Source organism: Bacillus sp. H1a (assembly GCF_000633475.1).
Classification (GTDB): Bacteria; Bacillota; Bacilli; order Bacillales; family Bacillaceae_G; genus Bacillus_A; species Bacillus_A paramycoides.
In genome coordinates this window covers 104,654-125,120 of the sequence record NZ_AYMH01000010.1, presented here as the reverse complement: position 1 = coordinate 125,120, position 20,467 = coordinate 104,654, and the positions used below count along the sequence as shown (strand labels likewise).

Here is a 20,467-nt window from a genome sequence, read left to right as displayed (position 1 = left end):
AAGGGATAAAATGCCTGAATTACCAGAGGTTGAAAACGTTAGACGGACACTTGAAAATCTTGTAACGGGAAAAGTAATTGAAGATGTAATTGTCACTTATCCAAAAATAGTGAAACGACCGGACGATGTAGAAATCTTTAAAGAAATGCTGAGAGGCGAGACGATTGGAAATATAAAACGAAGAGGTAAGTTTTTACTTCTATATGTAACGAACTATGTAATTGTTTCACATTTGCGTATGGAAGGTAAGTTTTTACTTCATCAAGAGGATGAGCCAATCGATAAACATACACACGTGCGTTTCTTATTTACAGATGGAACTGAATTGCATTATAAAGATGTGAGAAAGTTTGGTACGATGCATCTCTTTAAGAAAGGTGAAGAATTTGCTCAAATGCCTCTTGCAGATTTAGGGCCAGAACCATTTGATGCTGAATTGACACCGCAGTACTTAAGGGAAAGACTACAAAAGACAAATCGTAAAATAAAAGTTGTATTATTAGACCAGCGTCTTTTAGTAGGGCTTGGAAATATATATGTAGATGAAGTTTTATTCCGTTCGCGCATCCATCCAGAACGAGAAGCATCGTCTTTAACAGAAGAGGAAATCGAAAGAATTTACGAGGCGACTGTCACAACACTAGGTGAAGCTGTTAAACGCGGGGGAAGTACAATTAGAACTTATATTAATTCACAAGGTCAAATCGGTTCGTTCCAAGAGCTTCTAAATGTATATGGGAAAAAAGGAGAACCGTGTGTAACTTGTGGCACGATATTAGAAAAAACGGTGGTTGGTGGAAGAGGAACGCATTACTGCCCAATTTGCCAGCCTAGAATATAGAAAAGAGATAACATCGGATAGGCATTTGTCATATACATACAGCAGAGCTATGTATAAGGGAGGAGCTTACCGATGTACCTTTATTTATCTCTTATTTTATTAGCTTTTACATTAAGCTTAGATAGCTGTAGTGTAGGGCTGACATACGGGTTAAGAAGCGTAAGAATTCCGCTAAGATCTATTATAATTATCGGGATCTGTTCAGCAGCTGTAATGCTCGTTTCCATGGGAATTGGACATATGATCGCGAAAATATTTTCACCTGTTATCGCAACGCGTATCGGTGGGCTTGTTCTTATTGGAATAGGTATTTGGGTGTTATATCAGTTTTTTCGGGGCGATAAAAAAGAAGAACCGAAGCAAGAAGAGAAAGTTTGGAAGTTAGAAATTGCTTCGCTAGGGCTAGTCGTTCAAATTTTGCGAAAACCGACTGTTGCGGATTTTGATAAATCAGGAATCATCTCTGCAGGAGAAGCGCTACTTCTCGGTATTGCTCTTTCTGTGGATTCGTTTGGTGCTGGAATTGGTGCATCTTTATTAGGGTATGCACCTGCGATGATGGCGACGATAGTTGCGGTTATGAGTTCTTTATTTTTATTTATTGGAATGAAGCTCGGTACGGTTTTATCGAATATGAAATGGTTACAAAAATTTACATTCCTGCCTGGGGTTTTACTCATTATTATTGGAATTTGGAAAATGTAAGTATGGGCGTGGAACATTAGTTTCGCGCCTATTATTATGAGGAGGATTATTATGACAGTTGTAGTTGGATTAACAGGAGGCATTGCGAGCGGGAAAAGTACAGTATCACAAATGTTTCGTGAAATAAATATACCAGTCATTGATGCCGATATTATTGCGCGAGAAGTTGTAGAACGTGGAAAACCAGCATATAACAAAATTGTAGAAGTTTTTGGAACAGAAGTGTTACAAAAAGATGGAGAACTTGATCGACCGAAGCTTGGAAGTGTTGTTTTTTATAATGAAGAAAAACGATTGCAGTTAAACAAAATTGTTCATCCTGCGGTGCGTGAAGAAATGAATGAACAAAAGGAGATGTACATAAAAGAAGGTATGCAAGCGGTTGTGTTAGATATCCCTCTTTTGTTTGAAAGTAAATTAACAAATCTCGTTGATCGAGTATTAGTTGTAGCGGTTACGCCGAATACGCAATTAGAACGTTTAATGAAACGGAATGATTTTTCAGAAAAAGAAGCAACGGCACGTATTCAATCTCAAATGCCACTAGAAGAAAAGGTAAAGATGGCGGATGAAGTAATTTATAATGATGGCACAATTGTTGAAACGAAAACACAATTAGCTGCTATTTTGAAAGAATGGAACATTATTGATTAAAAAATTGTGAAATTAATGAAAATGCTTAGTGACATATCTTCTTTTTGTGTTATACTATTATTGGGATTGGAGATAAATAGTATAACGCATTCAAGGGGGATAACATATTATGACTCGTGTGGCAATTAATGGATTTGGACGTATTGGGAGAATGGTATTTCGTCAAGCAATAAAAGAAAGCGCATTCGAAATTGTAGCAATCAATGCAAGCTATCCATCCGAAACGTTAGCACATTTAATTAAATATGATACAGTTCATGGCAAGTTTGACGGAACAGTAGAAGCATTTGAAGATCACCTACTAGTTGATGGGAAAATGATTCGCCTTTTAAACAACCGCGATCCAAAGGAATTGCCTTGGAAAGATCTAGGTGTTGAAGTTGTAATTGAAGCAACTGGTAAATTTAATTCGAAAGAAAAAGCAATTCTTCATGTTGAAGCTGGAGCGAAAAAAGTTATTTTAACAGCGCCTGGTAAAAATGAAGATGTAACAATTGTAGTTGGTGTGAACGATGACCAATTAGATATTACAAAACATACTGTTATTTCAAATGCATCTTGTACAACAAACTGTTTAGCGCCTGTTGTAAAGGTGTTAGATGAGCAGTTCGGAATTGAAAACGGTTTAATGACAACTGTTCATGCTTATACAAATGACCAAAAAAATATTGATAATCCACATAAAGATTTAAGAAGAGCACGTGCTTGCGGACAGTCTATCATTCCGACAACGACGGGTGCTGCGAAAGCGCTAGCAAAAGTTCTTCCACACTTAAACGGAAAACTTCATGGTATGGCACTTCGTGTACCAACACCAAACGTGTCTCTAGTTGACCTAGTAGTAGACGTAAAACGTGATGTGACAGTTGAAGATATTAATGAAGCGTTCAAAACTGTTGCAAACGGTGCATTAAAAGGAATTGTAGAATTCAGCGAAGAGCCTTTAGTGTCTATCGACTTTAATACAAATACACACTCAGCTATTATTGATGGTTTATCTACAATGGTAATGGGTGATCGTAAAGTGAAAGTGCTTGCTTGGTATGATAACGAGTGGGGCTACTCTCGTCGTGTTGTAGATCTTGTAACGTTAGTTGTTGGTGAATTAGCGAAACAAGAAAATGTTCAACACATTTAAGTGAAATAAAGGAAGGCAAGTAAATATTTGCCTTCTTTTTTATTTTTTTCTGAAAAGGAAAAAAATTATATGAGTATATTTTCAAAAAGTGGACATACCAAAAAGCATTGGGATTACTGCATTTGTGAATGGTTTATTTTTTTTAGGGAAAAGTAAAGAGGAAAATATGACAGAAAATCGAAAAAACTGTTGTTGCAAAATGAAAATAAACAAAGTATACTAACACTCGTAAACTTAAGAGCTGAGGTACGTAGTCACTACTTAAAGGGTTAGGACCTCTCTGGACTAACTTTCCCCCGTGGTAGTGGAGCAAGCCAAATTGCAAATTAGTTTTCAATTCGAACAGTTAGATTAAATTTACAAGGGGGAACTGTAGAATGGATACTATGGATACGATGGGTCGTCACGTGATCGCTGAACTTTGGGATTGCGATTTCGACAAGCTTAATGACATGCCGTATATTGAACAATTATTTGTGGATGCAGCACTAAGAGCTGGTGCTGAAGTACGTGAGGTTGCTTTTCATAAATTTGCACCACAAGGTGTAAGTGGAGTAGTAATTATTTCGGAATCACATTTAACAATTCATAGCTTTCCGGAGCACGGTTACGCAAGTATTGATGTTTATACTTGTGGGGATCGTATTGATCCAAATGTTGCTGCAGAATATATTGCAGAAGGTTTAAACGCGAAAACGCGTGAGAGCATCGAGCTTCCTCGAGGCACTGGTAGCTTCGAAATTAAGCAGAGAGAAACAAAAGCTCTTTAAAAAAGAACATAATTGATTTAAAATGTAAAGAGGTGTATAATGCACCTCTTTTTTAGTTTATATAAAATAAGATCATGATATGTATTAACTTAGAGTGGTCAGTGTAGAAGAATGAGTTATATAATATTGTATATATATTTTCACGTGTAGATGAATCGTAAAAAATAAAGAGTATATTGTAAAGGAGTGAATGAATTGCGTTGTCCATCCTGTTTTCATAATGGCACAAGAGTGTTAGATTCGCGTCCGGTAGACGAGGGGCGCTCTATTCGAAGAAGGAGAGAGTGTGAAAGTTGTTTAAGTCGCTTTACGACATTTGAAAGGGTAGAAGAATCACCTCTTATCGTTGTTAAAAAAGAAGGAACACGAGAAGAGTTTAATAAAGAGAAGATTTTACGCGGGTTAATTAAAGCGTGTGAAAAAAGACCTGTATCTTTAAGGCAGTTAGAGGAAGTAACGCAAAGTGTAGAGCGTGAACTTCGTAACTTAGGTATATCAGAAGTGAAAAGTGATATGATTGGTGAAATTGTTATGGAAGAACTTCGCGATATCGATGATGTTGCTTACGTACGTTTTGCTTCTGTATATCGTCAATTTAAAGATTTAAATGTATTTATTGAAGAATTAAAAGATATACTGCAAAAAGAGAGAGAGTAGAAGGTGTAATCCATTCTCTTTATATACTGTAAGTAAACGAGATAAGAGAGCTAGAAGCGGAAGCTAATAGCTCTTTTTCGCTAAGAAATTATATAATGAAGATAGAACGAATGAAATATAGGTTAGATTAGATGAGAGAAAGGAAAGCAAGAATGGAAAAACAGTCATGGATGGAGCTATTGCCGATTGATCGTTATAAAGTAAGTGCGAAAGGGTTGCTACATAATTACGACCGGAAAGTGTTAACGATGTTGTATCAGCCGCTAGTAGGTAGTAGAGCTTTTAGCTTATACATGACGCTATGGGGAGAGTTAGAGCAAGATCGTGTGTTTGGAAAAGAGAATACACATCACTCCCTTATGGTGACCATGCAAATGCAACTTCCTGAAATATATGAGGAACGAGTAAAGTTAGAGGCGATTGGGCTTTTAAATGTATATATTAAGAAAGAAAAAGATATTCGAATGTTTATATATGAATTGCAACCACCTTTATCTCCGAAGCAGTTTTTTGATGATATTGTTTTAAGTATCTTTTTATACAATCGATTGAGTCGGACAAAATACAACCAAGTAAAGCAATATTTCTTAGAAGAAGAATTCGATTTTGCTTCTTATGAAAATGTTACGCGCTCCTTCAATGATGTATTTGATTCATTTAACCCAGGTCAGTTTGAGTATGCGCAAGAAGAACTTCGTATCCCGAAAACGACAACTATGCCAAGTAATGAGAAGGGGGATGCTCCGAAAGTTTGGAATGATTTCTTTGATTTCTCTTTATTTGTAGAAGGATTATCAGCGCTTGTTCCTAAAAAGGCGATTACAGATCAAGTGCGAGAATGTGTCATTACACTCTCTTATGTGTACGGTGTGGATGTGTTATCGATGCAAAATATCGTTCTTGGCGCAGTGACAGAGATGCAAACAATTGATATTGAAAGGCTTCGAAAGGGAGCACGCGATTGGTATCAATTCGAAAATGGTCAAGCATTACCTGTATTAAGTGAAAGGGTGCAACCTCATGCTGCTCGTACAATGAAAGAGAAAGAGCCATCTACGCAAGAAGAGATGCTAATGAAGCAGTTAGAGGAAATCTCGCCAAAACAACTATTGAAGGAGATTTCGGGCGGTGCAGAGGCGACGAAGGCGGACTTGCAAATTGTCGAGGATGTAATGATAAACCAAAAATTAACGCCAGGGGTTGTGAATGTACTTATTTATTACGTTATGCTACGCTCAGATATGAAGCTTGCTAAAACGTATGTTGAGAAGATTGCTGGGCATTGGGCGCGAAAAAAGGTTGGTACAGTAGGCGAAGCAATGGCGCTAGCAAAAGAAGAGAATCGTCAATATCAAGAGTGGGCTGAGACGAAGAAGAAAGGCCGTACGACCAAGAAAACGGTGCGTAAAGAAATGGTACCTGATTGGCTTAAAGAAGAGCCGAAAGAACAAGCGAAAGAAACTGTGAAAAATGACGTGAGTGTGGAAAAAAATGCAAGTACGTTAGAAGATGAACGAAAACGATTAGAAGAAGTGTTGAAAAAATATAAGCGTGATTAATAGAAGAGAATGAACGCTCTTTGAGGTGAGGAAATGGAGCATATTCAAAATTCGTTTGCGAAATTAATGGAGAATGAAAACTTTAAGAATAGATATGAAGTCTTAAAGGCAGAAGTGATGGCGCACCCTCGTGTGAAAGAATTTATAGACGAACATAAAGGTGAAGTAACGACTTCGATGATTGAACGAAGTCTTGTGAAGTTATATGAATATATTGGGCAAAGTGTAGGGTGCGCTGATTGTCCAGATTTAGGGTCATGTAAAAATATGCTGCAAGGATATGAGCCGAAGCTTGTCATCCAAGGTAAGATGATTGATATTCAATATGATCGCTGCGTAAGAAAAGTAGCATATGATGAGAGAAAGAAACATGAAAAACTTGTTCAAAGTGTGTATATGCCAAATGATATTTTACAGGCGTCTATGGAAAACTTAGACCCTTCAGATTTAGATGCGCGTATTGATGCAATTGGTGCAGCGAATGAATTTTTACGTGCATATGAACCAGGAAAAAAAGTGCAGGGCTTATATCTTTACGGTAAATTTGGTGTAGGGAAAACATATCTTTTAGGGGCGATTGCAAATGAGCTTGCTCTTAGGAAAATAAGTTCAATGATCGTATACTTCCCAGAATTTTTACGTGAAATTAAAAGCTCGATTCAAGATAATACGATTGGTGAAAAGATTGATGCGGTAAAACGCGTACAAGTATTAATGTTAGATGATATCGGAGCGGAAGCAATGTCAAGTTTTGTGCGTGATGATGTTCTTGGTGCAATCTTGCAATTCCGTATGTTAGAAAACTTACCGACGTTCTTTACGTCTAACTTTGATTTCAAACAGTTAGAACATCATTTAACGTATACACAGCGTGGTGAAGCAGAAGAGATGAAAGCGGCCCGTATTATGGAACGAATTCAATATTTAGCGAAGCCAATTTCTATTGGTGGGAAGAACCGTCGTCATAAGTAAAGAGCAAGCTGAGAAGCTTGCTCTTTTTTATTATAGTGTTATTTTCTTTTCAAATATGAGCTCGAAATATTCAGGTTGTCCGGAATTACCGATTGCAGGGGCGGAAATCCGTACGAACTTCCATCCGTCTCTAGCATGTTCTTGAATAATTTTTTGATAATCTTCAGTTGGTTTCGAGCGGGTAAAACCCCAGGTTAATTCGATTTTCACAAACTTATATCAAAACATTTGTATACATCATTTTAGTGATGAATAAATTATACAATAAAAAAATTAAATTGGCTTGTATCATTTTTTTCTCTCTCCTTTAATATATATGAAATTAGCAAGTTGTATCGAGTGGGTTGTCTAATGGTAGAAGATTGTTTCTGCTGAGAGACTTTGCCACGGATCGGACTCTTATAGGGTTTTTAAATCCTTTAGAGCGGGGATAAAAGGGGGGACAAAAGTGATTGAAATTTGCTTCGAAGAAAAAAATGATGCTGTGCACGTATACAGACAACTAACGAAAAAAATGGAATCCTTATACAAGGAAACAAGTGTATATTTAAATGAACAAAAGGTTGTTATTCATATACCATTATGTGAATCGAATTATATTGAAAAGATTTTATTGCCAGTATTACTATATTTCATTATGAATGTGAAACAAAATGAATGGATTCATACCATTTTAAAGGAAAAGTTTTTTTATGAAGAACAAGAAGAGTGTCATCAAATATTGCATATGGCACATGAGATTTTAAAGGAAAGAAGAAAAGGGGTAGCTAGTGATTTAACGCGTCATAAATTTGAATCTTATATTGCGTCGTCTTTAAATGATTGGCTTTGTGATCCGCTCTCATTTTCGTTTTCATCATACGTTCGCTTTCGTCTTCGTACATATAGGGAAATGGTAGATCGGCTTGCTGAAGTTGCAATTGATGAGTATAAGATGGAGCAGGAATATCAAATGTTCATTGAGACACTTCGCCAACAAGTAAGGAGCCGGAAATCGCGATTGTCCTGTGTGCATCTTATTTTTGATGAGAGTTTTATTTTCTATGATGATAAAGGTAGACGTTTAAAACAGGAGAAATTGGTTCAATATATAGATGAAGAATTATTAAAGCAAAAGGATGTATATATCGATACGAAAGTAATTGCACCACTTCTTTCCATTTCGCCGAAAAAGATTTATTTATATACGAAAGAACAAGATCATAATATGATTATTACTTTGCGAAATGTATTTCAAGAGCGAGTACAACTACATGGATTACATGAATTTGAACGCAACGTGAAAAATTTAAAAAATAAGGGTAACGCCCTTGATTTTCTAAGTTTTTGAGCATATAATTACCTACATAAATGAAATATATCGAAATGTTATGATGAGGACATGAGTAGTTTTCTACGATTTTCAGAGAGGGAAGCCTTAGGGTGTGAGCTTCCTAGTACGGGATTATTACTTACCACCTCTAAACTTTAGCAGTGAACCTTTTTCTAGTAATTGCTAACGGACAACACCGTTATGTTGAACTTGAGCAATTAACAATAAAGTTAATTGGAACAAGGGTGGAACCACGAATTCAACACTCGTCCCTTTTTATGGGATGAGTGTTTTTTATTTTGAAAAAAAAGAGGAGTGACCAGTGATGGCAGATGTAGTTAAAATTACTTTCCCTGATGGAGCTGTGAAGGAGTTTCCAAAAGGAGTAACAACTGAAGAAATCGCAGCTTCTATTAGCCCAGGCTTAAAGAAAAAAGCTGTGGCTGGAAAGTTAAATGATGAGATGATCGATCTTTCTACACCAATTGAAGAAGATGGTGCAGTTTCTATCATTACATTAGATTCTGAAGATGGCTTATATATTTTACGCCACTCAACAGCCCACCTTTTAGCGCAAGCGTTAAAACGTTTATATAAAGATGTTAAGCTTGGTATCGGTCCAGTAATCGAAAATGGCTTCTACTACGATATCGATATGGAAGAAGCAATTACAGTTGAAGATTTCAAGAAAATCGAAAAAGAAATGCAAAAAATTGTGAACGAGAACTTAGAAATCGTTCGTCATGAAGTACCACGTGTAGAAGCACTTCGTCGTTACGAAGAAGTTGGCGATGAGTTAAAATTAGATTTAATTAACGATCTTCCAGAAGATGCAGTTATTTCAATTTACGAGCAAGGCGAATTCTTCGACCTTTGCCGTGGTGTTCACCTTCCATCTACAGGAAAGATTAAAGTATTTAAATTATTAAGCGTTGCAGGTGCTTACTGGCGCGGCGATAGCAATAATAAAATGTTACAACGTATTTACGGTACTGCATTCGTTAAGAAAGCAGAATTAGATGAGCACTTACGTATGCTTGAAGAAGCAAAAGAGCGTGATCACCGTAAATTAGGTAAAGAATTAAAACTATTTACTAATAGCCAAAAAGTAGGACAAGGTTTACCACTTTGGTTACCAAAAGGTGCAACAATCCGCCGCATTATTGAGCGTTACATCGTTGATAAAGAAGCAAGCTTAGGATATGACCACGTATACACTCCAGTACTAGGAAGCAGAGAGCTTTATGAAACTTCTGGTCACTGGAACCACTATCGTGATGGCATGTTCCCATCAATGGAAATGGATAATGAGGAATTAGTTCTTCGTCCAATGAACTGTCCTCACCATATGATGGTTTATAAAAATGATATTCATAGCTACCGTGAACTACCAATCCGTATTGCGGAACTTGGAACAATGCACCGTTATGAAATGTCTGGAGCATTATCTGGATTACAACGTGTACGCGGGATGACTTTAAATGATGCGCACATTTTCGTTCGCCCAGACCAAATTAAAGAAGAATTAAAACGCGTTGTAAACTTAACTTTAGAAGTATACAAAGATTTCGGCTTAGAAGATTATTCATTCCGTCTATCTTATCGTGACCCAGCAGATACTAAAAAGTATTATGCTGATGATGAGATGTGGGAAAAAGCACAAGGTATGTTAAAAGAAGCTATGGATGAAATGGGTCTTGAGTACTATGAGGCTGAGGGTGAAGCAGCGTTCTACGGTCCGAAACTTGACGTTCAAGTTCGTACTGCACTTGGAAAAGACGAAACACTTTCAACTGTACAATTAGACTTCTTACTTCCAGAACGCTTTGAATTAACTTACGTAGGTGAAGATGGTAAACAACATCGCCCAGTTGTAATTCACCGTGGTGTTGTATCAACTATGGAACGCTTCGTTGCCTTCTTAATTGAAGAATACAAAGGTGCATTCCCAACTTGGTTAGCTCCAGTTCAGGCGCAAGTAATTCCAGTTTCTCCGCAAGTACATTTAGACTACGCGAAGAAAGTACAAGAAGACCTGCAACGTGCTGGTATCCGTGTTGAAGTAGATACTCGTGAAGAGAAAATTGGTTACAAAATCCGTGAAGCACAAATGCAAAAGATCCCGTACATGCTTGTAGTAGGTGACAATGAAGTGACTGAAAATGGCGTAAACGTACGTAAATATGGTGAACAAAAATCAGAAACAATCGCATTAGATGCGTTTGTTGACATGATTAAAGTAGAAGGAAAACGATAAGAAAGAGCCGCGGTATACCGCGGCTTTCTTATGTATTATAAATAAGAAAATCTAGAAAAAATAACCAAACAATACTTATCATAAAAAAGTATTGCATGTATGCCAGTTGTTTGTTACAATATTTCTTGTTGTTAGTAAAACACATCGCGTCTTCTTGACAGACGTCATGTCCTATGATAAACTCATCAAGGATAATAGAATATGGTTTTGGAACAAGTAGAAGCACCCGCTTCTCACCTGATGGACGCATTCGCAGTTAGCAGGTAAATGTATTTCTTACTAAAGATATTACAAGTGTGGGTGCCGTATGCCCGCACTTTTTTTGTTCGGGTTCTACAATTACAAAACGTATTCTGAGAAAACCTTGGAGGTGGCTTACTATTAGCAAGGATATGATGATTAACGAGCAAATTCGTGCACGTGAAGTACGCTTAGTTGGCGCGAACGGCGATCAACTTGGAATCAAGTCTCGTAATGACGCTTTAGACTTAGCTGCAAATCTTAATCTTGATTTAGTATTGGTTGCTCCAAATGCGAAACCGCCAGTATGCCGCATTATGGACTACGGTAAATTCCGCTTTGAGCAACAAAAGAAAGAAAAAGAACAGCGCAAAAATCAAAAAGTAATTAGCATGAAAGAAGTTCGTTTAAGTCCAACAATTGATGAACACGACTTTAACACAAAACTTCGTAATGCTATCAAGTTTTTAGAGAAAGGCGACAAGGTTAAAGCGTCAATTCGCTTTAAAGGACGTGCCATTACTCATAAAGAAATCGGTCAACGTGTTTTAGATCGCTTCTCAGAAGCTTGTGCTGAAGTTAGTACAATTGAATCTAAGCCTAAAATGGAAGGACGTAGTATGTTCTTAGTTTTAGCACCGAAAAACGATAAGTAATAGATAGAGGAGGAAATACCTATGCCTAAACAAAAAACTCATCGCGGCGCTGCAAAGCGTTTCAAAAAGACTGGATCTGGTAAACTGAAGCGTTCTCACGCTTACACAAGCCATTTATTCGCTAACAAATCTACAAAAGCTAAACGTAAATTACGTAAAGCTGGTGTAGTAAGCGCTGGTGACTTCAAACGCATTCGTCAAATGCTTGACAACTTAAAATAAGTTCGGCTGATATATAGAACAAATAGGAGGTAATATTATGCCAAGAGTAAAAGGTGGTACAGTTACTCGTCAACGTCGTAAAAAAGTTATAAAATTAGCAAAAGGTTACTACGGTTCTAAGAGCACATTATTTAAGGTTGCTAACCAACAGGTTATGAAATCTCTAATGTATGCATTCCGTGACCGTCGTCAAAAGAAACGTGACTTCCGTAAATTATGGATTACACGTATCAACGCAGCAGCTCGTATGAATGGTCTTTCTTACAGCCGCTTAATGCACGGTTTAAAAAATGCTGGCATCGAAGTTAACCGCAAGATGCTTGCTGACTTAGCTGTTCATGACGAAAAAGCTTTCGCTGAATTAGCAACAGTTGCAAAAAACAACATTAACTAATTGTTTAAAACCTTAGAAGATTTTTCTTCTAAGGTTTTTTATTTGTATTCATTATAATTATTCAATAATTAATAAAATTCCCTACGTGATATCGTCACAATTGAGTGCGTTATTTCGCACCTCAGTATATTAATATGTGCTTGTAAGAACTTTTGGAAAGATAACGAGGAGGCGTTTACATGAAAGCAGGAAAGATCTACGGGCGTGTCGTTATCGATATGACAAAATCAATATAAAAGTTATAGCAATATAGAAGAATATACATATGAAGTCAGGGGAATTCTCTTGGCTTTTTTATTTGTACTCATTCGTGAGGAAGTGTACCTTTCCTAGCAGAAACGACACTGCTATAATGGAAAGATGATATGGAACTTTCATCAGATGAATAATCTATGAATGATGATTGAAACGTATTTGCAAATTAAGGACAAGCTATCTTTATAAAGATGTAGGTAGCTGACTTGTTAATAAGAAACGAAAAATAATAATGAACTTTGAGATGAAACAACATTGTTGCGGAAAATGCGATGTTGGAGGAGGACAATAGAATGGACTTACTACAACTATTTAAATTACAAAAAGAATTAGACGATCGTATTGTGAAAGAGCATGACTTACAACCGAAGAAATTGTTAAAAGAAAAAATGTTAGCTCTTCTTGTAGAAATTGGAGAACTTGCAAATGAAACACGTTGTTTTAAATATTGGAGCAATAAACCAGCATCAGAACGTGAAGTAATATTAGAAGAATACGTAGATGGCCTACATTTTATTTTATCAATCGGAATCGATTTAGGAATTGATAAAAACTTCTTATTCTATAAATGTGCGCAAACGAATAAAACACAAGTAGAAATTTTCTTAGACACATATGCGAAAGTCATTCGTTTTACAGATCAACCATCTATTACGAACTATATTGAATTATTTACAAGCTATCTTCGCCTTGGACAAGCGCTTGAATTTGAACAAGAAGAAATTGAAAAAGCATACTTAGATAAAAATGAAGTAAATCATCAGCGTCAAACACAAGGATACTAAGCTGATTTTTGAATATTTCAATTTACTTATTGTATAATGAAGTGACTGAAGAAAAAGGAGGGTGTTGGCAATGACAAAATTAGACGCGACATTGACAATGCTAAAAGAATTAACAGATGCACGCGGTATTGCGGGTAACGAGCGCGAACCACGTGAAGTAATGAAGAAATATATTGAGCCGTTTGCAGATGAACTTTCTACTGACAATTTAGGAAGTTTAGTTGCGAAAAAAGTTGGGGAAGAAAACGGCCCGAAAATTATGGTTGCAGGTCATTTAGATGAAGTTGGCTTTATGATTACGCAAATTGATGACAAAGGATTCCTTCGTTTCCAAACGGTTGGAGGCTGGTGGTCACAAGTTATGCTTGCACAGCGTGTAACGATTGTAACGCGTAAAGGAGATGTAACAGGTGTAATTGGTTCCAAACCACCGCACATTTTACCTCCAGAAGCTCGTAAAAAGCCAGTTGACATTAAAGATATGTTCATCGATATTGGTGCTTCTAGCCAAGAAGAAGCGATGGAGTGGGGCGTACGACCAGGAGATCAAGTTGTACCTTACTTTGAATTCCAAGTAATGAAGAATGAAAAAATGTTACTTGCAAAAGCATGGGATAACCGAATTGGTTGTGCAATTGCAATTGACGTATTAAAACAATTAAAAGATGAAAAGCATCCAAACGTTGTATACGGCGTTGGGACTGTACAAGAAGAAGTTGGTCTTCGTGGTGCGAAAACATCTGCAAACTATATTAAGCCAGATATCGCATTCGCTGTAGATGTTGGTATTGCTGGTGATACACCAGGTGTAACGGCGAAAGAAGCACAAAGTAAAATGGGTGATGGCCCACAAATCATTTTATATGATGCTTCTGTTATTGGTCATACAGGTTTACGTGATTTCGTTGTTGATGTTGCTGACGAATTACAAATTCCGTATCAATATGACTCTGTAGCGGGTGGCGGAACGGATGCAGGAGCAATTCATATTTCTGTAAACGGTATTCCGTCTATGGCAATTACGATTGCGACACGCTACATTCATTCTCATGCAGCGATGTTACATCGTGATGATTATGAAAACGCAGTGAAGTTAATTGTAGAAGTTATTAAACGTCTTGATAAAGAGGCTGTACATAACATTACATTTAATTAATAGAAAAAAGCGAAGAGGAATTTCCTTCGCTTTTTTTTATGTTAAAACGGTCTTTCTAATCCCGCTGCTGTATGAGCTCCTAAAATAATTAAGCGCGTCAACTGCATCGCCATAAAATGCGGGGTATAGATCATGCCCTTTTTTAGCCATGACATAATCATTCCGAGATGAGCACCAGTAACATAACTAATGAGAATATCACGAGGGACCATAAGCTTTTCATCGTTAGGCTGTGAAATGGATAAACTTAACGTTAAATGTGTTTGAATTGCTTTCATCATTTTATAAGTATAGTTTCCGGCTGCTTTATCACCGAGCATAATGTTATAGAAATTAGCATTTTCTGCGATATGCTCAAATAAAGCTAAAAAGGTCGGATGTGGAGAATCAAACGTAAGCTGAAAGTCTTCTTTACTGCGCTTCTCTGGCTTAATCACCTCGACTAGCTTTTCTAGCATCTCTTCTATGCTTTTTTCTAATAAGTCATATTTATCGTGATAATGGCTATAAAATGTAGCGCGATTTACAGGGGCGCGTTCCGCGATATGTTGAACGGATACATTTTCAAAGCCCTTTTCGCCTACTAAAGCGACAAAAGCATCCTGTATGAGTTGTCTCGTTCGTTTCACGCGTGGATCATTTGTATTTTTAATAGACATTTTTACTTCACCTCGTTTAATTTTTTTCACTTAAACAACACATATATAGTGTAATGTTGTTTAAACAACATATATGTTTAAATTGTCGGTTGTAGATTCGGAATAATTATTTATAATTATAAACGATAGTCCTTTAGAAATCAGCACCGCTCGCAGGCAGACAAATTAGGTTTATACTGCAGATGGTGTGATTTTTTTGGTTAAAAGTTAATATAATTAACAATTAAGCAATCTAAACAAAAAGGATATAAATAGTTTAGAAAAAAATTATATGCGATATAAGGAGAGGAATGCAATGAATCAGTTTCGAAGAATGGTAATTATCAACATTATCACATTAATTGTATTAGTTGGCGGCGGTATCGGCGGTTATTACTATTACAATCAAACGGAAAACTATTTAAAAACAGACAATGCAAAAATTGACGGAAAGGTAATTCCAATTGCGTCACCAGTAGCGGGTAAATTAACAGACTGGAAAGCTGAAGTAGGTAAAAATTACAATGAGAACGATAAATTAGGTGCTGTTACTGTAGCGGCAGCAAGTGGAGAACAAACAGTAGACGTAACGATTCCACAAAATGCGACAGTTGTACAATCAAACGCAACAACAAATGCATTCGTTGGAGCGGGAAGCCCAATTGCTTACGCATTTGATATGAATAATTTATGGGTAACAGCAAACATTGAAGAAACAACTATTGATGATGTTCAAAAAGGCCAAACAGTAGATGTGTATGTAGATGCATACCCAGATACAACGTTAACAGGAAAAGTAGAACAAGTTGGATTAACAACAGCAAATACATTCTCGATGTTACCATCAAGTAACGCAACAGCGAACTATACGAAAGTAAAGCAAGTTGTACCAGTTAAAATTTCTTTAGATCACAGTAAATCAGTAAATATTGTTCCTGGAATGAATGTGTCAGTTCGTATTCATAAGTAAGGGGGAGATGAGATGTCCTCAATTGCAATTGTAGGATATGCACTATTTTGTATAATCGTCTTCTTCCTTGTAAATCGTCTTTTACGAAAGAAAAAAACGAACGTGGGAGAAGAACAAGTCCCAGCCGTAAGTAAAATAGAAGTAAGTAAGGTAGAAACAGAAGAGAAAGAAATTGAATCAAAACAAGAAACAGAAGTTTCTAATGTAGTTGAATTAGGAACAGGGAAGCAAGAAGAAGTAAAACAAGAAACAGAAGTGCCGAAAAAGCAAATGTCTATGCCTCTAGGGAATGTAAACGTGAAGGCAGTCGTAGCTGTATTAATTCTCGGTATGTTCGTTTCTATTTTAAACCAAACAATCATTAATGTTGCACTACCGCCATTAATGAACGAATTTAACGTATCAACTTCAACAGCACAATGGTTAATTACAGGTTTCATGCTTGTAAACGGAATTTTAGTACCGATTAGTGCGTTTTTAGTTTCACGATTTACGTATCGTAAATTATTCGTAGCAGCAATGTTATTCTTCACGGTAGGATCTATCATTTGTGCTACATCAGGTAATTTCACAATGATGATGACAGGCCGCATTATTCAAGCGGTCGGTGCAGGTATTTTAATGCCGGTTGGTATGAATATCTTCATGACATTATTCCCGCCTCATAAGCGCGGAGCAGCGATGGGATTACTAGGTGTTGCAATGATTTTAGCACCTGCTATCGGGCCAACTGTAACAGGTTGGGTAATTGAAAACTATAGCTGGAACTTAATGTTCTACGGTATGTTTGTTATCGGTTTAATTATTACGTTCTTATCTTTAAAATTCTTTACACTAGCTCAGCCAGTGTCTAAAACAAAGTTAGATGTATTCGGTGTTATTAGTTCAAGTATTGGACTAGGTAGCTTATTGTACGGATTTAGTGAAGCTGGAAATAATGGCTGGACTAGTGCAGAAGTTGTTATAACACTTATCATCGGTGTCATTGGTTTAGCAGTATTTATTTGGAGAGAGTTAACAACGGATAATAAAATGCTTGATTTACAAGTGTTTAAATATCCAACGTTCACTTTCACATTATTAATTAACGCAATCGTAACGATGGCATTATTCGGAGGTATGTTATTGCTTCCGGTATATCTGCAAAATATTCGCGGCTTTACGCCGATGGAATCTGGTTTACTACTCCTTCCGGGATCATTAATTATGGGGATTATGGGACCAGTTGCAGGTAAACTATTTGATAAGTATGGCATTCGCCCGTTAGCAATTGTCGGGTTAGCGATTACGACATTTGCGACATATAAATTTACTACGTTATCGATGGATACACCGTATAGCGTTATTATGACGGATTATATTATACGTTCAATTGGTATGTCATTCATTATGATGCCAATTATGACAGCTGGTATGAACGCGTTACCGATGAAATTAATTTCTCACGGTACAGCAACGCAAAATACGTCAAGACAAGTAGCTGGTTCAATTGGAACAGCGATATTAATCACGCTTATGACGCAACAAACGACTGCTCACGTAGCAGATTATGGCAATATGTTAACAACATCAAACCCAATTTTAGTTGATAAAGTGCACGGCATGGGTCAAAGCCTAGCTGCGGTCGCTGGATCTGCACAAGCAGGAGACGCGATGAGTGCGCAACTATTATTCGGACAAATTTCAAAGCTATCTGCAATTAATGGTATTAACGATGCCTTCTTAATTGCAACGATATTAGCAGGCGTTGCTTGGGTGTTATCGTTCTTCTTACCATCAGGCAATAAACCAAATAGAAAAGCAGGGAATTAAATTCCCTGCTTTTTATGTTTTTATGTAGTTAGATATAAAAGATGATAAGCAGTCAAAGAGCATAATCCCGTTATAAATAAAATTATCCCCATAGAACGAATATGTGTTAATTGTCTCCCGCTTATAATAGCTAATAGTCCAGCTAAAAGGAAGAAGCTCCAATATAAAGTTCCTGAAATTAGGAGTTTCTGCTCTAAATCTATTCCGATTCCTATACAAATGATAGGAACACCGATAAATAATACGCTAATCAATCCAGCTATAATGGTAAGTAATTTACGATATTTAATTCCGGCAGCAATTAAAAAAATGCCAACGATGAATTCACATAACAATAAAATAGGGGCTAAGATAAACCAAATAAATAATCCGGTAGATTCCATGTATAATAACTCCTTAACGAATGAAAAATGAATCAGGCATAGACATGAGCTGATAACAAATAGCTGCGAACAGTCCTATTGAGAAAATAATGAATCCCATGTTGCGTATACTATTAATTTTTGAACGTGCCCCATTCATTCCTGCTAATAAACCAGCTAGAGAGAAAAGCATCCAATATAGAACAGTTGGAATGTGAAGAACGTCCTCTCCTTTGATACCTTTGTTCAAAAAAATAAAAGGCATTGTAACGAATGAGAAGCAAATAATCCCCATTAAGATAACAAGTAATTTTCGATGAATAATTCCTGTTACTACTAAAAAAATACCACCAGCAATTCCACATAATAAGAGAAGTGGCATAAAGAGCATCCAAATAATACTGAACATATATAAACTCCTTTATATTAATTAAGTTATATTTTACTACATGAGGTTTATTTTGGATATTATTAATAAATATGTATAAATTGATAGAAATGAGAAGTAACGATACGAATTAATAGATGTAGAGAGCGTTAGAGAGGTATCGTGATGATACCTCTCTTTATCCTAAAAATGCTACCATATTATTTATAATATGAAATAGTATGGTTGGAATGATGGAATTTGTTTTCTTGTATAAAATGGCCATCATTAGTCCTGCGAAGAAAGCACTCACCATTATCCCGAGTGAGTATGTATGGGCGACTCCGAAAAATAAACTTGTCAAAATTGCAGCAATCCAGAATGGGAACCGCTCTGAGAAGAAGCGAAGCATAAAACCTCTGAAAATAAGTTCTTCAAAAATGGGTGTAAGTATTGCGGACCCAATAAGTAACAATATTTGATATTGCTCTAAAATATGTAAGTTTAATGCAGTCGTTTGTTCTTCTAATGCATCTGGAAATACGTGTTCTAATACGAATAAATTGAAAAGGATATTTAATGAGAAGAAAATGAGTAAATATGCGTATGTACGCCATCCTTTTAATACTCTAAAGTTAAATGATGATAATAATAACCTTTTGGCAGGCTCGTATTTAAATATGAAGAACAATAGAATAGTCAGTTGTAGTGCAATGCTAGTCGTATCTATAATAGATTCGAATAAGGCAATTTGTGATTTATCTGCAAAAAAACTTTTATAAATTATTAGTGGGAGTATAAGGAATCCAGTTATAAAACCAGTGCCCCAAAATGCAAATAGAGCAGAGGGAATAAACTGTCCCCATGACATGGATTGTTTTTGAGTATCTGAAAACTGTGCATTTGATTGCATATGAAAAACCCTTTCTTTTTTATTTATATATTGATTTTATTTCTTGATAGTAAAAAGGTGGAATGGGGATGTCTTCAATAAATTTGATTTTTAAGTGAGAAATGATCAGTGGAGGATAAAGAATTCACCACTGATGGAAGTTTTATAATAATGCTAGGGTATTATTCAGCATGTGCAATAAAATAGCTGGAATAATTGAATTTGTCTTTTTGCATAAAATAGCCATAAATAGACCCATGATGAACATACTAAACATAACACCAGTTGAATACGTATGACCTATTCCGAAGAGGAAGCTAGACCCAAGTACTGCAATCCAAAAAGGGAAGCGCTGTTGTAGGAAGTGAAGAATAATACCGCGGACTATAAGTTCTTCAAAAATAGGTACAAAGATAGCGCTGCCTAGTAGCAATAATAGTTTGTATTGTTTTAACATTTCCAGGTTTAAAGCGGATGACTGTTCTTTTGCCGCATCAGGAAAAAGATTAGTAATTATAAATATATCACTAACAATATATAGTCCATAGAAAAGGATTATATATATATATGTGCTTACTTTTTTTAATGGTGTAAAGTTTAACGTTGGGACAATTAAATTTCTTAATGGTTTGTATGAATAAATTAAAATTAATAAAATGCACAATACAAATAAATTCCTTCCAGAAGTAGTAAGGGATTTGGTTAAAGCAATTTGTTTTGGATCGGTTAGGCCTTCTGTATAAATAACAGTAGGAAGGCCTATGAAAAGGTCGGCCAGGAATCCTGTTCCCCAAATCGCAAAAACGATTGAAAATAGAAATTGTGAGAGTGACATAGGATGTTTTTGTGAGTA

General features: G+C 36.3%; 23 protein-coding genes and 2 other annotated features. Of the genes, 17 read left to right on the top strand and 6 right to left on the bottom strand.

Annotated elements, in window-relative coordinates; genetic code table 11:
- The first annotated feature begins 10 nt into the window (after positions 1–10).
- The 8 genes from mutM (at position 11) to dnaI (ending at position 7,296) form a co-directional block, all read left to right on the top strand.
- The gene (gene mutM, locus U860_RS0104575; RefSeq protein ID WP_025147563.1) at positions 11–841 is read left to right on the top strand and encodes a DNA-formamidopyrimidine glycosylase; all 831 of its coding nucleotides are present in this window, start codon (positions 11–13) and stop codon (positions 839–841) included.
- A 72-nt stretch (positions 842–913) separates the two neighbouring features.
- Entirely contained in the window at positions 914–1,546 is a 633-nt protein-coding gene (gene ytaF / locus U860_RS0104570; protein ID WP_025147562.1) for a sporulation membrane protein YtaF, read from the top strand.
- 51 nt (positions 1,547–1,597) lie between these two features.
- On the top strand, positions 1,598–2,200 hold the full coding sequence (coaE, locus tag U860_RS0104565) for a dephospho-CoA kinase (RefSeq protein WP_025147561.1): 603 nt from the start codon (positions 1,598–1,600) through the stop codon (positions 2,198–2,200).
- A 109-nt stretch (positions 2,201–2,309) separates the two neighbouring features.
- Positions 2,310–3,338, top strand: coding sequence for a glyceraldehyde-3-phosphate dehydrogenase (locus U860_RS0104560; RefSeq protein ID WP_025147560.1), 1,029 nt, complete (start codon positions 2,310–2,312; stop codon positions 3,336–3,338).
- A 386-nt stretch (positions 3,339–3,724) separates the two neighbouring features.
- Complete coding sequence (gene speD, locus U860_RS0104555; protein ID WP_002003660.1) at positions 3,725–4,108, top strand: adenosylmethionine decarboxylase; 384 nt, start codon at positions 3,725–3,727, stop codon at positions 4,106–4,108.
- A 195-nt stretch (positions 4,109–4,303) separates the two neighbouring features.
- Complete coding sequence (gene nrdR, locus U860_RS0104550) at positions 4,304–4,765, top strand: transcriptional regulator NrdR (protein WP_001203686.1); 462 nt, start codon at positions 4,304–4,306, stop codon at positions 4,763–4,765.
- A 152-nt stretch (positions 4,766–4,917) separates the two neighbouring features.
- Positions 4,918–6,324, top strand: coding sequence for a DnaD domain protein (locus U860_RS0104545; RefSeq protein ID WP_025147559.1), 1,407 nt, complete (start codon positions 4,918–4,920; stop codon positions 6,322–6,324).
- A 33-nt stretch (positions 6,325–6,357) separates the two neighbouring features.
- The gene (dnaI, locus tag U860_RS0104540; RefSeq protein ID WP_002173703.1) at positions 6,358–7,296 is read left to right on the top strand and encodes a primosomal protein DnaI; all 939 of its coding nucleotides are present in this window, start codon (positions 6,358–6,360) and stop codon (positions 7,294–7,296) included.
- A gap of 30 nt (positions 7,297–7,326) precedes the next feature.
- On the opposite strand, the gene U860_RS32725 is transcribed toward dnaI, so the two are convergent.
- Complete coding sequence (locus U860_RS32725) at positions 7,327–7,506, bottom strand: DUF4177 domain-containing protein (RefSeq protein ID WP_240184448.1); 180 nt, start codon at positions 7,504–7,506, stop codon at positions 7,327–7,329.
- A gap of 238 nt (positions 7,507–7,744) precedes the next feature.
- Between U860_RS32725 and ytxC the strand changes: the two genes are divergently transcribed.
- From ytxC to U860_RS0104500, 7 genes are all read left to right on the top strand, one after another.
- Complete coding sequence (gene ytxC / locus U860_RS0104535; RefSeq protein WP_025147558.1) at positions 7,745–8,626, top strand: putative sporulation protein YtxC; 882 nt, start codon at positions 7,745–7,747, stop codon at positions 8,624–8,626.
- 31 nt (positions 8,627–8,657) lie between these two features.
- Positions 8,658–8,885 (top strand) — a binding site (T-box leader).
- Between the two features lie 48 nt (positions 8,886–8,933).
- Complete coding sequence (gene thrS / locus U860_RS0104530; protein WP_025147557.1) at positions 8,934–10,865, top strand: threonine--tRNA ligase; 1,932 nt, start codon at positions 8,934–8,936, stop codon at positions 10,863–10,865.
- Positions 10,866–11,073: 208 nt separating this feature from the next.
- Positions 11,074–11,194: a sequence feature (ribosomal protein L20 leader region), on the top strand.
- A gap of 63 nt (positions 11,195–11,257) precedes the next feature.
- Positions 11,258–11,761 carry a translation initiation factor IF-3 gene (infC, locus tag U860_RS0104520; RefSeq protein WP_000973214.1) on the top strand — a complete coding sequence of 168 codons (504 nt, stop codon included), beginning with the start codon at positions 11,258–11,260 and terminating at the stop codon, positions 11,759–11,761.
- Between the two features lie 21 nt (positions 11,762–11,782).
- A complete protein-coding gene (gene rpmI / locus U860_RS0104515) occupies positions 11,783–11,983 on the top strand; it encodes a 50S ribosomal protein L35 (protein WP_001125945.1) in 201 nt (66 codons plus the stop codon).
- A gap of 37 nt (positions 11,984–12,020) precedes the next feature.
- Positions 12,021–12,377 carry a 50S ribosomal protein L20 gene (gene rplT, locus U860_RS0104510; RefSeq protein ID WP_001138364.1) on the top strand — a complete coding sequence of 119 codons (357 nt, stop codon included), beginning with the start codon at positions 12,021–12,023 and terminating at the stop codon, positions 12,375–12,377.
- Between the two features lie 548 nt (positions 12,378–12,925).
- A complete protein-coding gene (locus U860_RS0104505; RefSeq protein WP_000365057.1) occupies positions 12,926–13,417 on the top strand; it encodes a dUTP diphosphatase in 492 nt (163 codons plus the stop codon).
- 70 nt (positions 13,418–13,487) lie between these two features.
- Positions 13,488–14,573, top strand: coding sequence for a M42 family metallopeptidase (locus U860_RS0104500; RefSeq protein ID WP_002173699.1), 1,086 nt, complete (start codon positions 13,488–13,490; stop codon positions 14,571–14,573).
- A 41-nt stretch (positions 14,574–14,614) separates the two neighbouring features.
- On the opposite strand, the gene U860_RS0104495 is transcribed toward U860_RS0104500, so the two are convergent.
- The gene (locus U860_RS0104495) at positions 14,615–15,232 is read right to left on the bottom strand and encodes a TetR/AcrR family transcriptional regulator C-terminal domain-containing protein (RefSeq protein ID WP_025147555.1); all 618 of its coding nucleotides are present in this window, start codon (positions 15,230–15,232) and stop codon (positions 14,615–14,617) included.
- Between the two features lie 295 nt (positions 15,233–15,527).
- Here U860_RS0104495 and U860_RS0104490 point away from each other — a divergent pair, with 295 nt between their 5' ends.
- Together U860_RS0104490 and U860_RS0104485 are read left to right on the top strand one after the other, a co-directional pair.
- Positions 15,528–16,181 carry an HlyD family efflux transporter periplasmic adaptor subunit gene (locus U860_RS0104490; RefSeq protein ID WP_025147554.1) on the top strand — a complete coding sequence of 218 codons (654 nt, stop codon included), beginning with the start codon at positions 15,528–15,530 and terminating at the stop codon, positions 16,179–16,181.
- A 12-nt stretch (positions 16,182–16,193) separates the two neighbouring features.
- Positions 16,194–17,993, top strand: coding sequence for a DHA2 family efflux MFS transporter permease subunit (locus U860_RS0104485; protein WP_025147553.1), 1,800 nt, complete (start codon positions 16,194–16,196; stop codon positions 17,991–17,993).
- 20 nt (positions 17,994–18,013) lie between these two features.
- Here U860_RS0104485 and U860_RS0104480 read toward each other — a convergent pair whose 3' ends face one another.
- The 4 genes from U860_RS0104480 to U860_RS0104465 form a co-directional block, all read right to left on the bottom strand.
- Entirely contained in the window at positions 18,014–18,376 is a 363-nt protein-coding gene (locus U860_RS0104480; protein ID WP_025147552.1) for a hypothetical protein, read from the bottom strand.
- 13 nt (positions 18,377–18,389) lie between these two features.
- A complete protein-coding gene (locus tag U860_RS0104475) occupies positions 18,390–18,764 on the bottom strand; it encodes a hypothetical protein (protein ID WP_025147551.1) in 375 nt (124 codons plus the stop codon).
- A gap of 157 nt (positions 18,765–18,921) precedes the next feature.
- On the bottom strand, positions 18,922–19,635 hold the full coding sequence (locus U860_RS0104470; RefSeq protein ID WP_025147550.1) for a CPBP family intramembrane glutamic endopeptidase: 714 nt from the start codon (positions 19,633–19,635) through the stop codon (positions 18,922–18,924).
- Between the two features lie 142 nt (positions 19,636–19,777).
- The gene (locus tag U860_RS0104465; protein ID WP_081806600.1) at positions 19,778–20,449 is read right to left on the bottom strand and encodes a type II CAAX endopeptidase family protein; all 672 of its coding nucleotides are present in this window, start codon (positions 20,447–20,449) and stop codon (positions 19,778–19,780) included.
- Positions 20,450–20,467: the final 18 nt, after the last annotated feature.

Bases quoted from the DNA above. Each gene is read 5' to 3' on its own strand.
- mutM (WP_025147563.1), top strand. From the start codon at position 11: ATGCCTGAATTACCAGAGGTTGAAAACGTTAGACGGACACTTGAAAAT.
- ytaF (WP_025147562.1), top strand. From the start codon at position 914: ATGTACCTTTATTTATCTCTTATTTTATTAGCTTTTACATTAAGCTTA.
- coaE (WP_025147561.1), top strand. From the start codon at position 1,598: ATGACAGTTGTAGTTGGATTAACAGGAGGCATTGCGAGCGGGAAAAGT.
- U860_RS0104560 (WP_025147560.1), top strand. From the start codon at position 2,310: ATGACTCGTGTGGCAATTAATGGATTTGGACGTATTGGGAGAATGGTA.
- speD (WP_002003660.1), top strand. From the start codon at position 3,725: ATGGATACGATGGGTCGTCACGTGATCGCTGAACTTTGGGATTGCGAT.
- U860_RS0104545 (WP_025147559.1), top strand. From the start codon at position 4,918: ATGGAAAAACAGTCATGGATGGAGCTATTGCCGATTGATCGTTATAAA.
- dnaI (WP_002173703.1), top strand. From the start codon at position 6,358: ATGGAGCATATTCAAAATTCGTTTGCGAAATTAATGGAGAATGAAAAC.
- thrS (WP_025147557.1), top strand. From the start codon at position 8,934: ATGGCAGATGTAGTTAAAATTACTTTCCCTGATGGAGCTGTGAAGGAG.
- infC (WP_000973214.1), top strand. From the start codon at position 11,258: ATGATGATTAACGAGCAAATTCGTGCACGTGAAGTACGCTTAGTTGGC.
- rpmI (WP_001125945.1), top strand. From the start codon at position 11,783: ATGCCTAAACAAAAAACTCATCGCGGCGCTGCAAAGCGTTTCAAAAAG.
- rplT (WP_001138364.1), top strand. From the start codon at position 12,021: ATGCCAAGAGTAAAAGGTGGTACAGTTACTCGTCAACGTCGTAAAAAA.
- U860_RS0104505 (WP_000365057.1), top strand. From the start codon at position 12,926: ATGGACTTACTACAACTATTTAAATTACAAAAAGAATTAGACGATCGT.
- U860_RS0104500 (WP_002173699.1), top strand. From the start codon at position 13,488: ATGACAAAATTAGACGCGACATTGACAATGCTAAAAGAATTAACAGAT.
- U860_RS0104495 (WP_025147555.1), bottom strand. From the start codon at position 15,232: ATGTCTATTAAAAATACAAATGATCCACGCGTGAAACGAACGAGACAA.
- U860_RS0104490 (WP_025147554.1), top strand. From the start codon at position 15,528: ATGAATCAGTTTCGAAGAATGGTAATTATCAACATTATCACATTAATT.
- U860_RS0104485 (WP_025147553.1), top strand. From the start codon at position 16,194: ATGTCCTCAATTGCAATTGTAGGATATGCACTATTTTGTATAATCGTC.
- U860_RS0104480 (WP_025147552.1), bottom strand. From the start codon at position 18,376: ATGGAATCTACCGGATTATTTATTTGGTTTATCTTAGCCCCTATTTTA.
- U860_RS0104475 (WP_025147551.1), bottom strand. From the start codon at position 18,764: ATGTTCAGTATTATTTGGATGCTCTTTATGCCACTTCTCTTATTATGT.
- U860_RS0104470 (WP_025147550.1), bottom strand. From the start codon at position 19,635: ATGCAATCAAATGCACAGTTTTCAGATACTCAAAAACAATCCATGTCA.
- U860_RS0104465 (WP_081806600.1), bottom strand. From the start codon at position 20,449: ATGTCACTCTCACAATTTCTATTTTCAATCGTTTTTGCGATTTGGGGA.